The following is a 20602-nucleotide window of genomic DNA, read 5'->3' on the forward strand; positions in this document are numbered from 1 at the left end:
AGCAGCAGGCCATGAAAAGTCCGCGCGGCTGCAACGGCCGCGCGGACTAATCCGATACCTTCCGCACGTAGAGCTGATACAACGGCGCGGACAGCACTTCCAGCTTGCGGAAGTTCAGATTGACGAACGTGTCGATTGCGGGCTTCGGGCAACGCAGCGGGTCTTTCCCTGACGGCAACGGCTCCGACCACAGGTAGTCGTCGAACACGATGATGCCGCCCACCTTCAAGAGCTTGAAGCCGAGGACGGCATCGGTCAGCACGTCGGCCGCCTGGTGCGAGCCGTCGACGTACACGAAGTCGAAGTAACCCTTCCTGCCCGCGGCGATCAAACGCGCGAGGCATTCGTCCGAGTACCCCTTGTGTACCGTGAGCTGCGCGCGGCTCGGATATTTGCCGGCCGCGAGCGTCACATTGTGATGAAAGCGCGCCTCGACCGCGCTCATGTCGGCCGGCGCGACGCCGCCGGACTGGTGCTCGATGCCGCCTTCCCAGCTGTCGATGCAATGCAGCTCGATGGGCTGGCGCGGCGCTAGGGTGTCGATCAGATAGCAGGCGCTCGCGCCTTCGTACGAACCGATTTCGAGAATCCTCGCGGGCGCATGGTGCGTCATCAATTGGTCCCACACGCCTTTGGCGAGGGTGTCGAACCAGTTGTTGGTGAATTGGTACGAGGTCATGATGCCAATTAAAGGATCGCCTAAATCAACCATTATCACGCGCTGGTTATTTCAAAAAAGATCGCGGCGCGCATACGGCTGCGCCGCGCGCGACGTGGTAAGTCCCGGTTGAAGCTCATTTTTGTGCTGTCTATGATCGAAGCGCAGCTGACCCGGCTGCTGTGCGGAGGACGATATGACAGTGTCACAGAGGCTGTTTGCGCTTCACCAGTTCTGCCTGCCCGCTCTTGCCGCTTTCGCGGTCGCCGCGAGCGGCATGGCGCCTGTCGCGTCGCACGCGGCCACGCTGCCCGACAAGACCCTCGTGTTCTGCTCCGAAGGCAGCCCGGCGGGCTTCGACACCGCGCAATACACGACGAGCGTGGAATTCAGCGCCGGCTCGTACACGGTCTACAACCGGCTGATCGAGTTTGCGCACGGCAGCACCGATATCGAGCCCGGCCTCGCCGAAAAATGGGAGGTGTCGCCGGACGGCCTGACCTATACGTTCCATCTGCGCCACGGCGTGAAGTTCCAGACAACGTCGTTCTTCAAGCCGACGCGCGAATTCAACGCCGACGACGTCGTCTTCACCTACGAGCGAATGCTCGATCCCGAACAGCCATTCCGCAAGGCGTACGCGGTGCCGTTTCCGTATTTCACCGATCTCGGCCTGGCCAAGAACATCACGAAGATCGAGAAGGTCGATCCCTACACGGTGCGCTTCACGTTGAAGGAAGTCGACGCGCCGTTCCTGCAGCAAATCGCGATGCCGTTCGCGTCGATCCTGTCGGCCGAATATGCGGATCAATTATTGAAGGCGGGCAAGGCGTCCGATATCAATCAATACCCGGTCGGCACCGGCCCATTCATTTTTCGCAGCTACACGAAGGACGACACGATTCGCTTCGACGGCAATCCCGACTACTGGAAGCCGGGCGTGGTCAAAGTCAGCAAACTGATATTCGCGATTACCGTCGATCCCGCGGTGCGTCTGCAGAAGTTGAAACGCGGCGAATGCCAGGTGATGTCGTATCCGCGTCCCGCCGATATCCCGACGGTCAAAGCCGACGCATCGCTTGCGATGCCGAACGAGGTGGGTTTCAACCTCGGCTATATCGCGTACAACACCACGAAAAAGCCGCTCGACAACGTGCTGGTGCGCCGCGCACTCGATATGTCGATTCACAAGAAAGCGATTATCGACTCGGTCTATCAGGGCGCCGGCCAGCCGGCAACCAACCCGATGCCACCGACGCAGTGGGGTTACGACAAAAACCTGAAAGACGCGCCATACGACGTCGAAAAGGCGAAAGCGCTGCTGAAACAGGCGGGTTATCCCGACGGCTTCGACCTGACGCTGTGGGCGATGCCGGTGCAACGCCCGTATAACCCGAACGCGCGGCTGATGGCGGAAATGCTGCAGGCCGATTGGGCGAAGATCGGCGTGAAGGTCAAGATTGGCACTTATGAATGGGGCGAATACATTCGCCGCGGCCATCAGGGCGAGCATGAAGCGATGCTGATTGGCTGGACCGGCGATTATGGCGATCCGGATAACTGGCTCGCGGTATTGCTGGGTTGCGACGCGGTGAATGGCAGTAACTTTTCCAAATGGTGCTACAAACCTTACGACGATCTGATCAAAAAAGGCCGGGGCACCACCGATATGGCGGAGCGCACGAAAGCCTATATGCAGGCTCAGGAAATCTTTAAAGACCAGGTGCCATTTACGCCGATCGCCCATTCCACGGTGTATCAGCCGATCAGCAAGAACGTGGTGGGTTTCAAGATCGACCCGTTCGGCCCGACGCAGTTCATGAACGTCGGCCTCAAATAGGCGCGGCAGGCCGTCTTTTTGCCGCACTTACCCGCTGAAGCCGCACGCTCCGGCCCTCGCCGGCGTGCGGCTGTCTCTATGCACGAAGTGTTTCCGATCGTCAACGGTGGGAATTTCCTCCGCTTGTTGCCGCGAGCCAAGCTCAAGTAATATCGCGCTACGCTGGCGGGAGCCGGCCCTGAACCTGGAGGAAACATGAAGCAAAACAACCTGTTGCGCGCCGCGCGTGTTACGACGCTCGTCGCTGCTGCAGCGGCATCGCTGGTGGGCGCGAACAACGCGCGCGCCGAGATTCCGAACAAAACGCTCGTCTACTGCTCAGAAGGCAGCCCCGCGGGTTTCGATCCCGCTCAATACACGACGGGTGTCGACTTCACGGCCAACACGTTCACCGTTTATAACCGTCTCGTCGAATTCGAACGCGGCGGCACCAAGGTCGAGCCGGGTCTCGCTGAAAAGTGGGACGTGTCGGCCGACGGCAAGGTTTACACGTTCCATCTGCGCCACGGCGTCAAGTTCCAGACCACCCCGTTCTTCAAGCCGACGCGCGAATTCAACGCCGACGACGTCGTGTTCTCGTTCCAACGCATGCTGGACCCGAACCAGCCGTTCCGTAAGGCTTATCCGGTGCAGTTCCCATACTTCACCGACATGGGGCTCGACAAGCTGATCACCAGCGTCGAAAAGGTCGACCCGTACACGGTGAAGTTCACGCTGAAGGAAGTCAACGCGCCGTTCATCCAGAATCTGGCGATGGAATACGCGTCGATCCTGTCGGCCGAATATGCGGACAAGCTGCTGAAGGCCGGCAAGGCGGCCGACATCAACCAGTTCCCGGTCGGCACGGGCCCGTTCATCTTCCGCAGCTACACGAAGGACGCGACGATCCGCTTCGACGGCAATCCTGACTACTGGAAACCGAACGCGGTGAAGATCTCGAAGCTGATCTTCTCGATCACGCCGGACGCCGGCGTGCGCGTGCAGAAGATCAAGCGCGACGAATGCCAGGTGATGAGCTATCCGCGTCCGGCCGACATCGCGCCGCTGAAGGCCGAGGCGAACATCGACATGCCGTCGCAGCCGGGCTTCAACCTCGGCTACCTCGCGTACAACGTGACGCACAAGCCGGTCGATAAGGTCGAAGTGCGTCAGGCGCTCGACATGGCAATCAACAAGAAGGCGATCGTCGAATCGGTGTACCAGGGCGCAGGTCAACTCGCCACGAACCCGATGCCGCCGACCCAATGGTCGTTCTACAAGGACCTGAAGGCCGCGCCTTACGATCCGACCCAGGCCAAGGCGTTGCTCGCGAAGGCCGGCTATCCGAACGGCTTCGACCTCACGCTGTGGGCGATGCCCGTGCAGCGCGCGTACAACCCGAACGCCCGTCTGATGGCGGAAATGATCCAGGCCGACTGGGCCAAGATCGGCGTGAAGGCGAAGATCGTCACGTATGAATGGGGCGAGTACATCAAGCGCGCACACGCGGGCGAAGATGACACGATGCTGATCGGCTGGACCGGTGACAACGGCGATCCGGACAACTGGCTCGGCACGCTGCTCGGCTGCGAAGCGGTGAACGGCAACAACTTCTCGAAGTGGTGCTACAAGCCGTTTGACGATCTGATCCAGAAGGGCCGCGTGACGTCCGACGTGGCCGCGCGCACGAAGGCATACATCGAGGCGCAGCGGATCTTCGCGCAGCAACTGCCGTTCTCGCCGATTGCTCACTCGACGGTCTACCAGCCGGTCAGCAAGAAGGTGGTTGACATGCGCATCGAACCGCTCGGCTACGCGCGCTTCGACGGCGTGAGTGTCAAGTAAGCTGGGGCATCAGCCTGCAAGCAAGCCGTAAATTTCGCGCAGTACGCTTTTCGCACGGTTAGAAAACTGGTCGAAATGGTCCGGCGACCGGGGTCACAAGCCCTCGTCGCCGGTTGCGTTTTTTCTTCATCAAGACCATAGGGACGAACCATGTTCCGCTTTGTTTTGCGCCGCGTCGGCATGGTGATACCGACGTTCATCGGCATCACGATCCTGGCGTTCGCGCTGATTCACCTGATACCCGGCGACCCCATCGAAGTGATGATGGGCGAGCGCGGTGTCGATCCCGCGATGCACGCCGCGGCGATGCACCGCCTCGGGCTCGACGAACCCCTGCCGATGCAGTACGTCCATTACATTGGCCGCGCGCTGCACGGTGATCTCGGCACTTCGATCATCACCAACACGAGTGTGATGGGCGAATTCCTCGCACGCTTTCCCGCTACCGTCGAACTGTCGATCTGCGCGATGCTCTTCGCGCTGATCGTCGGCCTCCCGGCGGGCGTGTTCGCCGCGCTCCGGCGCGGCACGGTGGTCGATCACGGCGTGATGGGCACCGCGCTCACCGGCTACTCGATGCCGATCTTCTGGTGGGGCTTGATCCTCATCATGGTGTTCTCGGTGAAGCTCGGCTGGACGCCGGTGTCGGGCCGTATCGCGGTCGAATACGACATTCCGCACGTGACCGGCTTCATGCTGATCGACGCGATGATGTCCACCGACGAAGGCGCGTTCAAATCCGCGCTGAGCCATCTGATCCTGCCGGCGATCGTGCTCGGCACGATTCCTTTGGCCGTGGTCGCGCGCATGACACGTTCGTCGATGCTCGAAGTGCTGCGCGAGGACTACATCCGCACCGCGCGCGCGAAGGGCTTGTCGCCTGGGCGCGTGATCGTCGTGCATGCGTTGCGCAATGCGCTGATTCCCGTCGTGACGGTGATCGGCCTGCAGGTCGGCACGCTGCTCGCGGGCGCGGTGCTGACCGAGACGCTGTTCTCGTGGCCGGGCATCGGCAAATGGCTGATCGACGCGATCGGCCGGCGCGACTATCCGGTGGTGCAGGGCGGTATCCTGATGATCGCCACGCTGGTGATCGTCGTGAACCTCGTCGTCGATCTGTTGTACGGCGTGCTCAACCCACGCATCCGCCATACGAGGTGAAATATGAACCCCCACGCTCACTCACGTTCTCTGCCCCCCGCGGGGGCGCATGCCTCCCTTGAGGCGGCTCTGCGGGAGGCATGACCACCATGGCAGACATACAAAACACAGTCCCCCAGGCGGTCACTCCGCCAAGCGGCCGCGCCATCGCGGCCCGTGAATTCTGGGCCAACTTCTCGCGCAACCGTGGCGCGGTCGGCGCAGGTGTCATCGTGCTCGTGCTGATCTTCGTCGCGATCTTCGCGCCGTTGATCGCGCCGCACAGCCCGATCGAGCAATATCGCGACTTCGTGAAGATTCCGCCCGCGTGGCTCGACGGCGGCAACTGGAAGTTCATTCTCGGTACCGACGAAGCGGGCCGCGACATCCTCTCGCGTCTGATGTACGGCGCGCGGCTGTCGTTCTGGATCGGCTTCGTGTCGGTGGTGCTCGCGCTGATTCCGGGCATCGTGCTCGGCCTGATCGCGGCGTTCTTCGAGAAGTGGGCCGACACGCCGATCATGCGCATCATGGACGTGCTGCTCGCGTTGCCGTCGCTGCTGCTCGCGGTCGCGGTGGTCGCGATCATCGGCCCCGGCCTCGTCAACACGATGCTCGCGATCGCGATCGTCGCGCTGCCGGGTTATGTGCGTTTGACGCGCGCATCGGCGCAGGGCGAGTTGCAGAAGGAGTATGTGACGGCGTCGCGCGTAGCGGGCGCCAGCACCTTGCGGCTGATGTTCTCGCAAGTGCTGCCGAACTGCACCGCGCCGCTGATCGTGCAAGCCACGCTCGGTTTTTCGTCAGCGATTCTCGATGCCGCCGCACTCGGTTTTCTCGGACTCGGCGTGCAGCCGCCGTCGGCGGAGTGGGGGGCGATGCTGGCCTCGGCGCGCGATTACATCGAAAGCGCCTGGTGGATCGTCACGATGCCGGGGCTGTCCATCCTGATCTCGGTGCTCGCGATCAACCTGCTCGGCGACGGGCTGCGCGACGCACTCGACCCCAAACTGAAACGGATGGCATGACATGGCTAATTTATTGACCATCCGCAATCTGGCGGTGAATTTCAACGGCCTGCCCGCGGTCGATCGCATCAATCTCGACGTCGCACCGGGCGAAGTGGTCGGCGTGGTCGGCGAATCGGGCTCGGGCAAGAGTGTCACGATGATGGCGCTGATGGGCCTGATCGACGCGCCCGGCAAAGTCACCGCCGACGAAATCACTTTCAACGGCAAAAACCTGCTGAAGGCATCGGCGAAGGAGCGCCGCAAGATCATCGGCAAGGACATCGCGATGGTGTTCCAGGATGCGCTCACGAGTCTGAATCCGAGCTACACGGTCGGCTATCAGATCAAGGAAGTGCTGAAGCTGCACGAAGGCCTGCGCGGCAGCGCGCTCGACAAACGCGCGCTCGAACTGCTCGACCAGGTCGGCATTCCCGATCCGAAAGGCCGCGTCGGTTCGTTTCCGCATCAGATGTCGGGCGGCATGAACCAACGCGTGATGATCGCGATGGCGATTGCCTGCAACCCGAAGCTGCTGATCGCCGACGAGCCGACCACCGCGCTCGACGTGACGATCCAGGCGCAGATCATGGAACTGCTGATCAAGCTGCAGAAGGAGCGCGGCATGGCGCTCGTGCTGATCTCGCACGACCTCGCTGTGGTGTCCGAGGTCGCGCAGCGCGTCGCGGTCATGTACGCTGGCGAAGTGATCGAAACGAACCAGGTGCCGGACATCTTCGCGGCGCCCCATCATCCGTACACGGAAGCGTTGCTGGCGGCGATTCCCGAGCACAACGTCGGCGCGGTGCGGCTGGCGGCGTTGCCGGGCATGGTGCCGGGGCGCGACGATCGCCCGAAAGGGTGCCTGTTCGCGCCGCGCTGCAAGTACGTGGTCGACGACTGCATGAAGGCGCGGCCCGCGCTTGCGCCGATGCAAGGTCACGCCGAAGTGGCGCGCGTGCGCTGCATCAAACCCCTGAACCTGAGCGGCGACGCCAACGTTCACACCCGTGGAGGCGCACGATGAACGCAGTACTCGAAACGCGGCGCCAGTCAAAACCTACGGGTGATCACGTGCTGGTCGCCGACCAGCTCGCGCGGTACTACACGGTCAAGCGCGGCATGTTCGCGTCGGGCACGGTGAAGGCGCTCAACGGCGTGTCGTTCGCGCTGGAACGCGGCCGGACGCTCGCGGTGGTCGGCGAATCCGGCTGCGGTAAGTCCACGCTTGCGCGTCAACTGACGATGATCGAAACACCCACGGCTGGGCGTCTGCTGATCGACGGCGAGGACGTGGCGGGCGCCGATCACGCGAAGATCGCGGCGCTGCGGCGGCGCGTGCAGATGGTGTTCCAGAACCCGTTCGCGTCGCTCAATCCGCGCAAGACCGTCGAGCAGACGCTCGGCGAGCCGCTCGCGATCAACACACAATTGAGCGCTACCGAGCGCGCCGAACGGATCGCGCAGATGATGCGCACCGTCGGCCTGCGTCCGGAGCATGCGAAGCGCTATCCGCATATGTTCTCCGGCGGCCAGCGGCAGCGCGTGGCGATTGCGCGCGCGATGATTCTCGATCCGCAGATCGTGGTCGCCGACGAACCGGTGTCGGCGCTCGACGTGTCGATCCAGGCGCAGATTCTGAACCTGTTCATGGACCTGCAGGAGCAGTTCAAGACCAGCTACGTGTTCATCTCGCACAATTTGTCCGTGGTCGAGCATATCGCCGACGATGTGATGGTGATGTACTTCGGCGGCGTGGCCGAACTCGGCGACAAGAAGCGGATTTTTTCGAAACCGCGCCATCCGTACACGCGCGCGCTGATGTCGGCGACGCCTTCGATTTTCGAGGCGGATCGCAGCATCAAGATCAAGCTGCAAGGTGAAATGCCGTCGCCATTGAATCCGCCTTCGGGTTGCACGTTCCATCAGCGCTGCCCGTATGTGATCGACCGCTGCCGCAGTGAGGAACCGAAGCTGCGCGAAGTGGATGGCCGTCAGGTGTCGTGTCACCGCGCCGAGGAGGTGGGGGACGTGGATGCCTGATGCGGTAGCGGCGCGTCGTCTTGCGCGCCGCTTGCGTGATGGCGGCTGCGGTGCTGCTTTCGCGCGGCGCTGGCGAGCGCGTGCACTGAACGGTGCCGCGCTCGTCGGCGTGTGTTGTGCTCTTTGTCTCGGCTCGGCACCCGCCGAGCTCGCGCATGCGGCGGGCGCGGCGGCTACCGCGCCGGCTCAGGCGGGGCGCCCGGCGGTGCCGATGCCCGGCATGCAGGCGCCGCCGCGCGCGAGCGTGCCGGGCTTCAATCCACCGCCGCCGTCGCCTGCGCCGCCCGGCACCACCGCGAGCGGCCCGGTGCGCACGCAGCCGGCGCGCATGCCGTTCTATGTCGCCACGCGCGGCACGACCACGATCTACGTGCTGGGCACGCTGCATGTCGGCGACCCCGCCGACTATCCCGCCGCCCAGCCGTTCCGGCCACCGATCCTCGCAGCGCTGGCCGCCTCGCCGACGCTGGCGCTCGAACTCTCCCCCGACGAACTGCTGATCTCGCAGGACGACGTGTCGAAGTACGGCGTGTGCAAGCGCGACTGCCTGCCGGGCTCGTTGCCGGAACCGTTGTGGCACAAGCTGGCGTTGCGTCTGCGCGGCAATCCCGCCGCGCTCGATGCGATCAAGAAGATGCGGCCCTGGCTCGCCTCGCTGGTGGTCGAAACCTACGATTCGCTGAGCGCCGGCCTGCAGACCGAGTACGGCACGGAAGCGCAACTGCAGAATGTGTATCTGAAGACGCGCGGCAAGATCGTCGGACTCGAAACGCTGCCGCAGCAGATGCGCGCGTTCACGGGGCTGTCGCTTGCGCAGCAACGCGAAATGCTCGCGCAGGACCTGGTGCAGACGCCCGCGCAAAACGTCGCCGATGTGCGCGCGCTGCATCGGCTGTGGCGGGTCGGCGATGCCGATGCGATCGCCGCGTGGCAGGCCGCCAAATCCGAAAATCTGGCGCGCGACCAGCGGATCTCCGACTCGATCGACAACAGGATCGTCTATGAGCGTAACCGGCGCTTCGTGTCGCGGATGCTGCAGATCGCCGCGCCGAACAAGCCGGTGTTCGTTGCGATCGGCGCGCTGCATCTGGGCGGACCCAAGGGCGTATTGCAGCTTTTGCGGCAGCGCGGGTTCGTGGTGGAACCTGGTTGAGCCGGATTGAGTTGCGGCGGTCCTATTGCCGTTGCAGAGCCTGCGCGACTTCCGCCACCACCGCCTCCCAGTCTCCCATCGTCTTTTGCCTGAACAACCTCATTCCCGGATACCACGGCGTGTCGTTGCGCGCTTGCAGCCAGCGCCAGTCGGCGTTGGCGGGCAGTAGCAGCCACACCGGCTTGCCCAGCGCGGCCGCCAGATGCGCGACGCCGGTATCGACAGCGATCACCAGATCGAGCAGCATGACCAGCGCGGCGGTCTCGTCGAAGCTCGTCAGATCGGCGGTGAAATCGCGTGCGCGGAAGACTGGCGGCGCGTCGGCCAATTGCGCATGCGCCGCGCCTTTCTGCAGCGGATACCACACGATGTTCTTCAATCCGCTCAACGCGCTCAGGTCCGCCAGCGTCATGGAGCGGTAGCGGTCGTTGCCGAACGCGGGACTGCCGGCCCATACCAGGCCTACTTTGCGTTTCAATTTATTGACGGGGCCCAACCGCTGGCGCCATGCCTTCAGCTTCGCCTTGTCGGCGAACAGGTAGGGCAGTTCGGCGGGAATGGTGTCGATCCCGGTGCCGAGGCAGGACGGCACGCTCATCATCGGCACCCAAAAATCGTACTCGCCATCGGGCTTGCCGCTGAACGCGCGATTCACGCCCGGTATCCGTTCGACCAAGGGCAGCAACAGCTCGCGCACGCGGAGGTCGACCGTCGCGCCGCGCGCCTGCAGCACGCGCGCAAAGCGCAGAAACTGGAAGTGGTCGCCGAAACCCTGTTCGCCGACCACCAGCAGACGCCGTCCGTCGAGCGGCTCGCCACGCCATTCGGCGACGCCAGGCACTGCGATCGCGTCGTAGTCCCGCTTGCGCCAGCGCAGCGCGAACTCCGCCCAGCCTTGCCTGTAATCGCCGCGCTTGAGCAGCAGCCACGCGAGATTCTGATGCGCATCCGCGTAGTGAGGATCGAGCGCGAGCGCCTCGCGATACAAGCCTTCTTCTTCGCCGTCTTCTTTCAGTCGGCCTTGCGCCGCCAGCGACCCGCCGAGGCACACGAGATGGGTCGGACTCGGCCTGAGCGCGACCGCGCGCCGGTAATGCGCTTCGGCGCCCGCATAGTCGCCGAGCCGGCCAAGCAGGCTGCCCAGATTGACGTGCGCCTCGACGTAATCCGCGCGCAACGCGAGCGCCCGCTCGAAACTGGCGAGCGCAGCGTCCTGACGGCCTTGCGCTTGATACGCATTGCCCGCGTTGAAATGCGCTTCGGCCATGTTCGGGTCGTGCGCAAGCACATTGCGATAGCTCGCGAGCGCTTCGTCGAAACGGCCGAGCTTGCTCAGCACCGTGCCGAGGTTCAGATGCGCGTCGATCATCGCGGGGTTCGACGCCAGCGCGAGCCGGTATTGTTCGAGCGCTTCGTTCAGCGCGCCTTGCGCTTGCAGCGCGACACCGAAGTTGTTGCGCGCGTCGGCGAAATCCGGCTGGAGCTGCAGCGCCTGGTCGTAGCAGATCGTGGCTTCGTCGAGGTGGCCGAGCGCGGCGGCCACGAGACCACGATTACTCCAGCACGCGGCGTCGCGGCGATCGAGCTTGAGCGCCCGGCTCATCAGGCGAGCGGCGGTGTCGTGCTGGCCGCGCTGATAATGCAGCACGCCGAAGTAATGCAGCCCCTTCGCATGCGAGGGGTCGAGTGTGAGGGTTTGGCGGTAGAGTGCGTCGGCGGCGTCGAGCTGGCCTGCCTGGTGCGCGGCCAGCGCGGCGTCGATCAACGAGGTGACGCGGGCGGCGGAGCCGTCGTCGCGGCGGGATGGATGTTCCATGGACACCTGCAGAGGATCGCAAGCGGCGCGCGCTGCACGCACCGGCGCGTGGGATGGGAGACCATCCGCGATCTTAGGTGCCGCCCCCGGTTCCGACGATCGGACGCTTCCTAATTCGGTCACGTACGGTCAGCAACGAGTGCTTGAGCGACGCATCGCAGCTGCGCGCTGCGATGCGTCGGCGTAGACCGCCTTGAAGGCAGGCGCCCTACAGGAACATCAGGAAATTCAACAGGAAGATGTTAATGACCAGCAAGGTGAGCGCGGTGGGAATCTGCACCTTGATCACCGCGTTCTTGTCCGGCAGTTCGAGCAGCGCGGCGGGCACCATATTGAAGTTCGCGGCCATCGGCGTCATCAGCGTGCCGCAGTAGCCGGAGAACATGCCGATCGCGACCATCACCGCCGGGTTGCCGTGAAACACGCCGACCAGAATCGGCACGCCGACGCCGCCCGTCATCACCGGGAACGCGGCGAAGCCATTGCCCATCACCATCGTGAAGAGCGCCATGCCGATGCAGTACACGGCCACCGCGACGAAGCGGTAGTCGAGGCTGATGTACGACGTGGTCACGTGCGCGACGGCCTTGCCGACGCCCGCGTCGGAGAACACGAGGCCGAGCATGCCGAGCATCTGCGGCAGCACCGCAGCCCACGACAGCGCATCGACCAGGCGGCGCGCTTCCTTCATCGACTGGCCGACGGTGTCGCGCGTCATCACGCAGGCCACCGCGAGCGCGATCACGCAGCCGATGCCAAAGCCGATCAGCGTGACGTTGGCCTTCTCGATCAGCGGCATACCGCCGAATACCAGGTGGCTCGCCGACAGCGTGATGATCACGGTGATGACCGGAATCGTCAGCGCGGGCACGAACAGCTTGTTACCCAGACGTGCGGCACTTGCCTTGCGCGCGTCGAGCGACAGCGTTTTCGGCTTGGCCGCGGTGACGCCGCCGAAACCGGCGATCAGCGCCATCACGATCACCGCGACGCCAACCACCGCCGGCGGCAGCCGGTCGCCGATCAGAAAGATCAGCGCATAGAGAATCCAGAAGCCCCCTGCGGTGAGACGGCGCGGATGCGTCCTGTCGGTGACGATCATGCCGCCGACGATCAGCAGCACCACGCCCAGCAGCCAGAACAGATAGGTGATCGTAAACGTCATGCTTTGTCTCCCGCTGCGGATTGCGTCGACGACACGGCAGCGCTGCCGCCCCTGGCATGGCCGTGCAGTTCGCGTTCGAGCCGGCGGTCGAGCAGATACAGCCGGAAGCCGTGCACGATGAACGCGCAGATCGCGGTCGGAATGCCCCACACCGCGACGTGAATCGGCTCGACGACGATGCCCGCTTCCTTCAGGAAGGTCGTCATCAGCACGATCGCGCCGAACGCGACGAAGATGTCCTCGCCGAAGAAGAGGCCCACGTTGTCGGTGGCCGCGGCGTACGCGCGCAATTTGAAACGCACCGCGTCGCTGATCTTGCCGAAGCGCGTTTCGGCCGCGCCTTCGGCCATCGGCGCGATCAGCGGGCGCACCATCTGCGGATGCCCGCCGAGCCCGGTCAGGCCGACTGCGGCGGTCAGCTCGCGCACCAGCAGATAGACGATCAGCAGACGCCCGGCGGTAGCCGCCTTGATGCCGCCGATCCACGCTTGGGCGCGCTCGCGCAGCCCGTGCCGTTCGAGCAGGCCGATCACGGCGAGCGGCAAGAGAATGATCAGCGGGATGTTGCGCGTCTTGATGAAGCCGGTACCGATCTGCGCGAGGATTTTTTCAGGCGGGAAGTGCGCGGCGAGACCGGTGACGATCGCAGCGACCGCGACGATCAGCATCGGATTGAACCGCAATAGAAAGCCGACGATGATGACGGCTACGCCGATGAGCGGCCAAAGACTGACAGTTGACTGCATCAGGATCTCCAAACAGGGTTTCAACCTCGCCGCGGGTAGCGGCAGACGTGGGCCGGCGCGTGGTGTTCCGTGCGCCGTCTTGGTGTTGCCACGGCTCTTGATGGCCGCGTTGCTTCGAACTGCGTACATCTGCACTTCAAACTGCACCTGCACCTGCACCTGCACCTGCACCTGCACCTGCACCTGCACCTGCACCTGCGTTCGCGGTTTGCCCGCCGGGTACTGCAATGCATCCTGCACCTGGCAAACGCCCCGCTCGAAAGCGGGGCGTCGGAGTGTCGCTGGCAGTGATTTGCGCTGTCTGTCTGGCCGCCGATGCCGCCGCTCAGACGCGTGCGGCGTTGGCCGCGTGAACGTCAATGCCGGCAGCCTCCAGGGCGCCGCGAATGCGCCGCGCGAACGCCAGCGCATGCGGCCCGTCGCCGTGCAGACAGATGGTCTGCGCGTTCAGCGGCACCCATTGGCCGTCCACGGCCTGCACGCGCTGCTCGCGGATCATGGCGAGCGTGCGTTCGAGCACTTCGTTTTCATCGTCGAGCAGCGCGCCCGGTTCCTTGCGCGGCACGAGCGAGCCGTCGGCGCGATAACCACGGTCGGCGAACACTTCTTCGATCGCGACGAGACCCGCGTTGCGAGCCGCCGTCACGAGACCGCTGTTGGCGAGCGCGAACACGGCCACCGACGGATCGAAATCGTGCACCGCCGAAACGATCGCGTCGGCGATCTTCGCGTCGCGCGCGGCCTGGTTGTACAGCGCGCCATGCGGCTTGACGTGCGCGATGCGTCCGCCCTCGGCCTGGGCGATCGCCGACAGCGCGCCGAGTTGATACAGCACGCCCGCGTAAATCTCGCCGGCCGGCAGATCCATTTCCTTGCGGCCGAAATTCTCCGGGTCGTTGAAGCTCGGATGCGCGCCGATCGACACGCCTTTCTGCACCGCCCAGCGCACGCATTCGCGCATGACATTGGGACCGCCCGCGTGCCAGCCGCAGGCGATATTCGCCGAGCTGACGAGATCGAGCAGCGCCTCGTCGGAGCCGCAGCCTTCGCCGAGGTCGGCGTTCAAATCGATTTCCATGGTGTTCCCCTACTGAGTGTTACAGCGCCGCGAGCGCCGACGGGCGCGCGCAGCGTTCTTCATGCATCGCGATTGCGGCGTCGATCTGCCGCAAGTACGTACGTTCTTCCAGCAAAGCCTGGCGCGCTTCAAACAGCGTGGTGGGGATGAAGCGCACTGCGGCGTTCAGACGGACTTGCGCGAGCTTCCACAGATCGGCCTGGATCACCGCGCCGATCTTCGGATAGCCGCCGGTGGTTTGCGCGTCGCTCATCAATACGATCGGCTGGCCGTTCGGCGGCACCTGGATCGTGCCGGGCAGCACCGCGTGCGAGAGCAGATCGGTTTTGCGGGCGCGTTCCAGTTCGACGCCGGCGAGGCGATAGCCCATGCGGTTGCTGTTCGGCGTGACGAGCCATTCGTCCGCCCAGAACGATTCGTGCGCGGCCGCGGTGAAGCTGTCGTAATCCGGGCCGCGCAGCACGCGGATCGGCACCGCCCACGGCACGCCTGACGGATGCCGGCCGCGCCGCAGCGGCTCGTGAACCAGCACGAACTTGCACCAGCTGGGCGCCTTCACGCCGAACTCCGGCGCTTCGGGCGTGAAGCCGACCTGGCCGCGCTGCTGCGGCACGCCGACCGGCAGGCGGTCGCCGTCGCGCAGCGCGCGGCCGCCGAGTCCGCCGAAATGACCGGCGAGATCGGTGCTGCGCGAGCCGAGCATCGGCAGCACGTCGATGCCGCCCGCCACACTGACGTAGCCGCGCATGCCGCGTTTCGCCACGTTCAGCACCAGCTCCTGGCCGGCTTGCACGGGCAGGCTCCACCACGAATAGACCGGCTTGCCGTCGAGCGTCGCGCCGAATTCGGTGCCGGTGATGGCGACCCGCGACGCGCGCAGAAAGCGCAGCACGGTCGGACCGAAGGTGATTTCCAGCCCGGCCGCGTCGGGCCGGTTGCCGACCAGCCGGTTGCCGACTTCGAGCGACAGCCGATCGAGCGCGCCCCCCATCGCGACGCCCAGATGCCGTTGGCCGTGACGGCCGAGGTCCTGGATCGTGGTCAACAGACCTGCGCGAATCACATCGATCATGCATGTATCTCCGCGATGGTGAAGCGCACACGGTCGCCCGGCTGCAACAGGGTGGGCGGGCGGCGCGCCGGGTCGAACAGCGGCAGTTCAGTGCGGCCGATCAGCTGCCAGCCGCCGGGCGAGACGGCCGGATAGATGCCGGTCTGTTCTCCGCCGATGCCGACCGAGCCGGCCGGCACTTCCAGCCGCGGCGACGCGCGGCGCGGCGTATGCAAGGCGGCGTCGAGACCGCCCATGTACGCGAAGCCCGGCTGGAAGCCGAGGAAAAAGACCACGTATTCGCCATCCGCGTGACGCTGCACGACCTCGCGCACGCTCAGACCCGTGTGATCGGCGACCGCCTGCAGATCGGGGCCGAACTCACCGCCATACTGCACCGGTATTTCGACCTCCCGACCCGGCTCGGGCGTTTTGCCCGCGGCGTCCCACGCAGCCAGCAACTGTTCGGCGAGCGCGTCGCGATCGGCTTCGAGAGGATCGAACACGAGCGTCAGATTGTTCATGCCCGGCACGACCTCCAGCACATGCGGCCAATCGCGCGCGAGCGCGGCGGCCGCCCACACGCGCCGCTGGCACGCCAGCGTGGCGGGCGGCGGCGCTTCGCAGACAAGCGCGGCGTCGCCGAGCGGAAAGATTCTTCGTTGGTTCATGGGTTAACGGCCCAAGTCGGATGGCAGGCAGCGGGCACGGCGGACTCTGTGACGCGCAATGCGCGCCGGTATGCGGTAGTTGAAGCGTACATTATCAATAAAATATCAACAATTTCTCAATAAGCGTTTGTGCCAGGCTCGCCGGGATCGTTGGCTCGTCGTACACTCCCGACACCTTCTCATCCTGTCTCTCGGACTCTTTGTCATGTCGCGTCATCCCACCAAGATCGTCTCGTCGGAGCATCTCGTCTCCGAGACCAGCGCAGAACTGTCCGAACTCGAATACGCGCTGATCATGGCGGGCAACGCCTTCAACCGGTGGATGGTGCGCTGCATGTCGGCGGCCGGCGACAAGGACATGACCGCGATCGAAGTGTCGCTGCTGCACCACGTCAGCCACCGCGAGCGTCGCAAGAAGCTCGCGGACATCTGCTTCGTGCTGAACATCGAAGACACGCACGTCGCCACCTATGCGTTGAAGAAGCTCGTAGCTAGAGGGTACGTAAAAAGCGAAAAGACCGGCAAGGAAGTGTTCTTTTCGGCGACCGAGGCGGGCCGCGAGTTGTGTCTGAAGTATCGTGAGGTGCGCGAGAGCTGTCTGATTTCAACGCTGAAGGAAAGCGGCCTGACCAACGAACAGATTGGCGACGCGGCGCAGCTGATGCGCAACGCGTCCGGTCTGTACGACACGGCCGCGCGGGCGGCGGCGTCCCTATAACGGGCTGCTGGGCTGCTGGGCTGGTGCGGCTGCGTGAAGCCAGTACGCGCGCCGCATGCGCGGCTCAACCTGCCGGGCGTGGATGGAAACCCGCCTCGGTAACGATCAGATCGAGAGCAATGTCGTGCGCTTCGCGTTGCAGTGCCGGCGCGCGGCACGCCTCATACGCGATGCCCACCGTCAGCGGCCGTTTCGAACCCGGCCATGCGGCCAAGGTGCGATCGTAATAGCCGCCGCCGTAACCGAGCCGGTAGCCGGCGTCGTCGAAACCGACGCAGGGCACGAGCAGCAACTCCGGAATCACCACCTTGCCCGGCACCGGCTCTGCAATCCTGTGATGACCGATCTTCATCTCCATGTCGGGGTGCCACGCATGGAATTCGAGCGGTGCGCCGCGTGTCTTGATAATAGGCAAGCTGGCTTCTCGTTGAGCGTTGGCCGCAAGCCACAGAGAGATCGCAGCGCGTGCGTCGAATTCGCCGGAAAGCGGCCAGTAGAATCCTACGCTGTCCACACCATAGTGCTCCAGCGCATCGAGCACGTGGCGGCCGAGCGCGGCGTTGTGCGCCGGCTCGGAAGCCGCTTGCAGCCTCGTTTCCAATAGCGTCCGGCGCAGCGCCTTTTTCGCGGCCGGCACAGGGTTGCATGCTATGCTTTGGTCCAATTCGCGCTCCAGAAACAACGATGTCAAAAAGCCTTTATCGAGTATATCGCGCGGCCAGTCTGGCGCTCGCCGCAGCGGCACTCGTCGCGTGCAGCACGGCCTCCGCCGTCAAGCCCGTTCCCTTTTCGCAACTCACCAACGACGACCAGATTTTCGTCCAGTTGCGCGAGGCAGCCCGCAATAACGATGCGGCGCGCGCGGCGCAACTGGCGAGCATGATCCCGAACTATCCGGCGCCTTCGTATCTGGAGTACTTCCAGCTCAAGCCGCAACTGTTCGATTCGACCGGCCATGCGCGCGTCGACGCGCCGGATGCGCCCGTGCTCGCGTTCCTGCAGAAGTACGACGGCCAGGCGATTGCCGACCGTCTGCGCAATGACTACCTCACGGTGCTCGGCACGCGTCACGACTGGCGCAACTTCGACCAGCAATACGCGCGCTTCGTGCTGAACGACGACACTCAGGTGAAGTGCTACGCGCTCGAATCGCGCGCGTCGCGCGGCGAAAACGTCGCCGACGCGGCGCGCGCGCTGCTGGTCGATCCGAAGTGGTACGGCGACGGCTGCGTCGATCTGATCACCGTGCTCGCCGTGAACCGCCAGCTCAGTGCCGACGACGTCTGGCAGCAGATCCGTCTCGCGTACGAACAGAACTACACGAGCACCGGCAGCAAGCTGCTCGACGCGCTCGGCAACCAGGCGCCCGACCCGGTGCTGTTCAGCCAGGCCACGAGCACCCCGCCGTTGCTGCTGGCGCGCGGCGTCGGTCCCGATGCGCAGTCGCATCAGCTGGCGCTGCTGGCGATTACGCGCATGGCGCGCAACGATCCGGCGATGGCCGCGGCCACGTTCGCGTCGGTCGCGCCGTCGCTGAACTCGCCGGAGCGCGCGATCGGCTGGGGCACGATTGCCTATCAGGCGGCTGCCAAGCAGATGCCGAGCGCGGTGGACTGGTACCGGCTGTCGGCGAACGCGCAGCTGTCGAATCCCGCGTATGAATGGCGCACTCGCACCGCGCTGCTGGCGGGTGACTGGAACATGGTGCGCTGGTCGATCGAGCAGATGCCGGAGGCGTTGCGCAAGCAGCCGTCGTGGGTCTACTGGCACGCGCGCGCGCTGAAGGAGGCGGGCGACACGACCACGGCCAACCAGGAGTTCGAGTCGATCGCGCAGGGCTTTAACTTCTACGGTCAACTGGCCGCCGAGGAACTGGGCCAGAAGATCTCGGCGCCGCCGAAAACCTCGGTGAGCGACGCCGAAGTCCAGCAGGCGGGCAACACGCCGGGCTTCGATCTCGCACAGCGGTTCTATGCGATGAATCTGCGGCTCGAAGGCAATCGCGAATGGAACTGGCCGCTGCGCACGATGAGCGACCGCCAACTGCTCGCGGCGGCCGAATACGCGCGCCGTATCCAGCTCTATGACCGCACCGTCAACACGGCGGACCGCACGAAGAGCGAGCACGATTTCTCGCTGCGTTATCTGTCGCCGTTCCGCGATATCGTCGAGCGCGACGCACAGTCGAATGGGCTCGACGTCGAGTGGGCGTACGGGCTGATTCGCCAGGAATCGCGCTTCATCATCAACGCGCGCTCCGAAGTCGGCGCGGGCGGGCTGATGCAATTGATGCCGGGCACCGCGCAACTGGTTGCGAAAAAGATCGGCCTCGGCCCGATTTCGCGCGAGCAGATGAACGACATCAACACCAACATCCTGCTCGGCACCAACTACCTGTCGATGATCTACAATCAGTTCGACGGGTCCGCCGTGCTGGCCACCGCCGGCTATAACGCAGGCCCGGGCCGTCCGCGCAACTGGCGGCAGTCGTTGCAGCATCCGGTCGAAGGCGCGATCTTCGCCGAGGCGATCCCGTTCCAGGAAACCCGCGACTACGTCAAGAACGTGCTATCCAACACGGTCTACTACGCGGCGTTGTTCGAAGGCCGTCCGCAATCGCTGAAGGCGCGTCTAGGTTACATCGCGCCGTAAAGCGCCGTGCCGCCGCGGCCTCATTCGAGGCCTCGGCGCGCCACGCCAGCCGTTGCCGCGGCTTCCATCAGGGAGTCGAAAATGCGACATAAAGCCATTGCGATCACCGGCGGTTCCGGATTTATCGGCAGCCATCTCGTCAACGCGCTCGTCGAAGCGGGCAAAGACGTGCGCATCGCCACGCGGCGGCGCTACAACGCCCGCCATCTCACGCTGCTTCCCATCGACGTGATCGAAACCGACGTGTTCGATCCGGTCCAGCTCGCGCGCTTCGTCGAAGGCGCCGATTGCGTGATCAATCTCGTCGCCACGTTAAATGGCAAGCGCGGCACGCCATACGGTCCGGAGTTCGCGCGCGTGCACGTCGATCTGCCGACCCGGATCGTGGCCGCCTGCGAAGGCAAGGGTGTGCACCGGCTGATTCATATCAGTGCGCTCGGCGCCAATCCGAACGGACCCAGCATGTACTCGCGCTCGAAGGGCGACGGCGAGAAAGCGGTGCATGCGGCGAACGTCGCGTGGACGATCTTCCGGCCGTCCCTGGTCTTCGGTCCCGAGGACCAGTTCCTCAACAAGTTCGCGTTCCTGCAGCGGATGTTTCCGGTGCTCCCACTCGCGATGCCTGATGCGAAATTCCAGCCGGTGTATGTCGACGATGTCGTGAAGGCGATCGTCAACGTGCTCGATCTCGACGCCGCGAGCGGCCGCACCTACGAACTGGGCGGCCCGACCGTCTACACCCTCGAAGACCTCGTCACCTATTGCGGCGACGTGATCGGCAAGCATGCGCGCATCATCCGTTTGCCGGACGCCTTGGCGCGCCTGCAGGCGCTGACCTTCGAAATGGCGCCCGGGGAACCGGTGATCTCGCGAGACAATCTCGATTCGATGAAAGTCGACAACGTGTTGAGCGGCCCGCTCGCGCCTGAACTCGGCATCGAGCCCGCCAGTATCGAGACGATTGCACCCGAGTATCTGACCGGCGCGTCGACGCGTTCGCGCTTCGACACGTTTCGCGCGAGCGCCGGACGTTGACGTAC

The 20602-nt window shown here is 64.4% G+C and carries 18 protein-coding genes; 10 read left to right on the forward strand and 8 right to left on the reverse strand.

The genetic code is table 11. The features are described from left to right. Positions 1 to 46 precede the first annotated feature (46 nt). Positions 47 to 679 (reverse strand): class I SAM-dependent methyltransferase, encoded by a 633-nt coding sequence (locus HV770_RS29085; protein ID WP_175165002.1) that lies wholly within the window; start codon positions 677 to 679, stop codon positions 47 to 49. Between the two features lie 175 nt (positions 680 to 854). Between HV770_RS29085 and HV770_RS29090 the strand changes: the two genes are divergently transcribed. The 7 genes from HV770_RS29090 to HV770_RS29120 all read left to right on the forward strand — a co-directional run bounded on the left by HV770_RS29090 (position 855) and on the right by HV770_RS29120 (position 9665). Next, positions 855 to 2498, forward strand: a complete 1644-nt coding sequence (locus tag HV770_RS29090; protein ID WP_175165003.1) for an ABC transporter substrate-binding protein — start codon at positions 855 to 857, stop codon at positions 2496 to 2498. 195 nt (positions 2499 to 2693) lie between these two features. Further along, the gene (locus HV770_RS29095; RefSeq protein ID WP_175165004.1) at positions 2694 to 4322 is read left to right on the forward strand and encodes an ABC transporter substrate-binding protein; all 1629 of its coding nucleotides are present in this window, start codon (positions 2694 to 2696) and stop codon (positions 4320 to 4322) included. Positions 4323 to 4472: 150 nt separating this feature from the next. Next, entirely contained in the window at positions 4473 to 5483 is a 1011-nt protein-coding gene (locus HV770_RS29100; RefSeq protein WP_175165005.1) for an ABC transporter permease subunit, read from the forward strand. An 89-nt stretch (positions 5484 to 5572) separates the two neighbouring features. Continuing rightward, entirely contained in the window at positions 5573 to 6490 is a 918-nt protein-coding gene (locus HV770_RS29105; RefSeq protein WP_175165006.1) for an ABC transporter permease subunit, read from the forward strand. A gap of 1 nt (position 6491) precedes the next feature. Beyond that, positions 6492 to 7496, forward strand: a complete 1005-nt coding sequence (locus HV770_RS29110; protein ID WP_175165007.1) for an ABC transporter ATP-binding protein — start codon at positions 6492 to 6494, stop codon at positions 7494 to 7496. Further along, positions 7493 to 8512 (forward strand): peptide ABC transporter ATP-binding protein, encoded by a 1020-nt coding sequence (locus HV770_RS29115; RefSeq protein WP_175165008.1) that lies wholly within the window; start codon positions 7493 to 7495, stop codon positions 8510 to 8512. The genes HV770_RS29110 and HV770_RS29115 overlap by 4 nt, the downstream gene beginning before the upstream one ends. Further along, a complete protein-coding gene (locus tag HV770_RS29120) occupies positions 8505 to 9665 on the forward strand; it encodes a TraB/GumN family protein (protein ID WP_175165009.1) in 1161 nt (386 codons plus the stop codon). Before HV770_RS29115 ends, HV770_RS29120 begins: the two co-directional genes overlap by 8 nt. Before the next feature lie 22 nt (positions 9666 to 9687). Here the strand turns inward: HV770_RS29120 and HV770_RS29125 are convergent, their stop codons facing one another. The 6 genes from HV770_RS29125 to pxpB all read right to left on the reverse strand — a co-directional run bounded on the left by HV770_RS29125 (position 9688) and on the right by pxpB (position 16192). After that, the gene (locus HV770_RS29125) at positions 9688 to 11481 is read right to left on the reverse strand and encodes a tetratricopeptide repeat protein (RefSeq protein WP_175165010.1); all 1794 of its coding nucleotides are present in this window, start codon (positions 11479 to 11481) and stop codon (positions 9688 to 9690) included. A gap of 208 nt (positions 11482 to 11689) precedes the next feature. Beyond that, positions 11690 to 12646, reverse strand: coding sequence for a DUF979 domain-containing protein (locus HV770_RS29130; protein ID WP_175165011.1), 957 nt, complete (start codon positions 12644 to 12646; stop codon positions 11690 to 11692). Then, on the reverse strand, positions 12643 to 13392 hold the full coding sequence (locus tag HV770_RS29135; protein ID WP_175165058.1) for a DUF969 domain-containing protein: 750 nt from the start codon (positions 13390 to 13392) through the stop codon (positions 12643 to 12645). Before HV770_RS29135 ends, HV770_RS29130 begins: the two co-directional genes overlap by 4 nt. A 325-nt stretch (positions 13393 to 13717) precedes the next feature. Next, positions 13718 to 14470: a 5-oxoprolinase subunit PxpA gene (pxpA, locus tag HV770_RS29140; RefSeq protein WP_175165012.1), complete on the reverse strand. Its 753-nt coding sequence runs from the start codon at positions 14468 to 14470 to the stop codon at positions 13718 to 13720. Between the two features lie 19 nt (positions 14471 to 14489). Beyond that, a complete protein-coding gene (locus HV770_RS29145) occupies positions 14490 to 15542 on the reverse strand; it encodes a 5-oxoprolinase subunit C family protein (RefSeq protein WP_175165013.1) in 1053 nt (350 codons plus the stop codon). Further along, positions 15539 to 16192 carry a 5-oxoprolinase subunit PxpB gene (gene pxpB, locus HV770_RS29150; protein WP_175165014.1) on the reverse strand — a complete coding sequence of 218 codons (654 nt, stop codon included), beginning with the start codon at positions 16190 to 16192 and terminating at the stop codon, positions 15539 to 15541. The genes HV770_RS29145 and pxpB overlap by 4 nt, the downstream gene beginning before the upstream one ends. A gap of 205 nt (positions 16193 to 16397) precedes the next feature. Between pxpB and HV770_RS29155 the strand changes: the two genes are divergently transcribed. Continuing rightward, positions 16398 to 16910 carry a winged helix DNA-binding protein gene (locus HV770_RS29155; protein WP_042327041.1) on the forward strand — a complete coding sequence of 171 codons (513 nt, stop codon included), beginning with the start codon at positions 16398 to 16400 and terminating at the stop codon, positions 16908 to 16910. A gap of 64 nt (positions 16911 to 16974) precedes the next feature. On the opposite strand, the gene HV770_RS29160 is transcribed toward HV770_RS29155, so the two are convergent. Further along, on the reverse strand, positions 16975 to 17574 hold the full coding sequence (locus tag HV770_RS29160; RefSeq protein WP_246291279.1) for a 5-formyltetrahydrofolate cyclo-ligase: 600 nt from the start codon (positions 17572 to 17574) through the stop codon (positions 16975 to 16977). 20 nt (positions 17575 to 17594) lie between these two features. Between HV770_RS29160 and HV770_RS29165 the strand changes: the two genes are divergently transcribed. Both HV770_RS29165 and HV770_RS29170 read left to right on the forward strand, forming a co-directional pair. After that, the gene (locus HV770_RS29165) at positions 17595 to 19562 is read left to right on the forward strand and encodes a lytic transglycosylase domain-containing protein (RefSeq protein WP_175165015.1); all 1968 of its coding nucleotides are present in this window, start codon (positions 17595 to 17597) and stop codon (positions 19560 to 19562) included. A gap of 81 nt (positions 19563 to 19643) precedes the next feature. Beyond that, positions 19644 to 20597: a complex I NDUFA9 subunit family protein gene (locus HV770_RS29170; protein ID WP_175165016.1), complete on the forward strand. Its 954-nt coding sequence runs from the start codon at positions 19644 to 19646 to the stop codon at positions 20595 to 20597. Positions 20598 to 20602 lie beyond the last annotated feature (5 nt).

This window comes from Paraburkholderia fynbosensis, assembly GCF_902859935.1.
GTDB lineage: Bacteria > Pseudomonadota > Gammaproteobacteria > Burkholderiales > Burkholderiaceae > Paraburkholderia > Paraburkholderia fynbosensis.

Excerpts from the sequence above, each read along its gene's own strand:
- pxpA (WP_175165012.1), bottom strand. The coding sequence starts at position 14,470 with ATGGAAATCGATTTGAACGCCGACCTCGGCGAAGGCTGCGGCTCCGAC.
- HV770_RS29120 (WP_175165009.1), top strand. The coding sequence starts at position 8,505 with ATGCCTGATGCGGTAGCGGCGCGTCGTCTTGCGCGCCGCTTGCGTGAT.
- HV770_RS29130 (WP_175165011.1), bottom strand. The coding sequence starts at position 12,646 with ATGACGTTTACGATCACCTATCTGTTCTGGCTGCTGGGCGTGGTGCTG.
- HV770_RS29105 (WP_175165006.1), top strand. The coding sequence starts at position 5,573 with ATGGCAGACATACAAAACACAGTCCCCCAGGCGGTCACTCCGCCAAGC.
- HV770_RS29090 (WP_175165003.1), top strand. The coding sequence starts at position 855 with ATGACAGTGTCACAGAGGCTGTTTGCGCTTCACCAGTTCTGCCTGCCC.
- HV770_RS29135 (WP_175165058.1), bottom strand. The coding sequence starts at position 13,392 with ATGCAGTCAACTGTCAGTCTTTGGCCGCTCATCGGCGTAGCCGTCATC.
- HV770_RS29085 (WP_175165002.1), bottom strand. The coding sequence starts at position 679 with ATGACCTCGTACCAATTCACCAACAACTGGTTCGACACCCTCGCCAAA.
- HV770_RS29125 (WP_175165010.1), bottom strand. The coding sequence starts at position 11,481 with ATGGAACATCCATCCCGCCGCGACGACGGCTCCGCCGCCCGCGTCACC.
- HV770_RS29165 (WP_175165015.1), top strand. The coding sequence starts at position 17,595 with ATGTCAAAAAGCCTTTATCGAGTATATCGCGCGGCCAGTCTGGCGCTC.
- HV770_RS29115 (WP_175165008.1), top strand. The coding sequence starts at position 7,493 with ATGAACGCAGTACTCGAAACGCGGCGCCAGTCAAAACCTACGGGTGAT.
- pxpB (WP_175165014.1), bottom strand. The coding sequence starts at position 16,192 with ATGAACCAACGAAGAATCTTTCCGCTCGGCGACGCCGCGCTTGTCTGC.
- HV770_RS29100 (WP_175165005.1), top strand. The coding sequence starts at position 4,473 with ATGTTCCGCTTTGTTTTGCGCCGCGTCGGCATGGTGATACCGACGTTC.
- HV770_RS29145 (WP_175165013.1), bottom strand. The coding sequence starts at position 15,542 with ATGATCGATGTGATTCGCGCAGGTCTGTTGACCACGATCCAGGACCTC.
- HV770_RS29095 (WP_175165004.1), top strand. The coding sequence starts at position 2,694 with ATGAAGCAAAACAACCTGTTGCGCGCCGCGCGTGTTACGACGCTCGTC.
- HV770_RS29155 (WP_042327041.1), top strand. The coding sequence starts at position 16,398 with ATGTCGCGTCATCCCACCAAGATCGTCTCGTCGGAGCATCTCGTCTCC.
- HV770_RS29110 (WP_175165007.1), top strand. The coding sequence starts at position 6,492 with ATGGCTAATTTATTGACCATCCGCAATCTGGCGGTGAATTTCAACGGC.
- HV770_RS29170 (WP_175165016.1), top strand. The coding sequence starts at position 19,644 with ATGCGACATAAAGCCATTGCGATCACCGGCGGTTCCGGATTTATCGGC.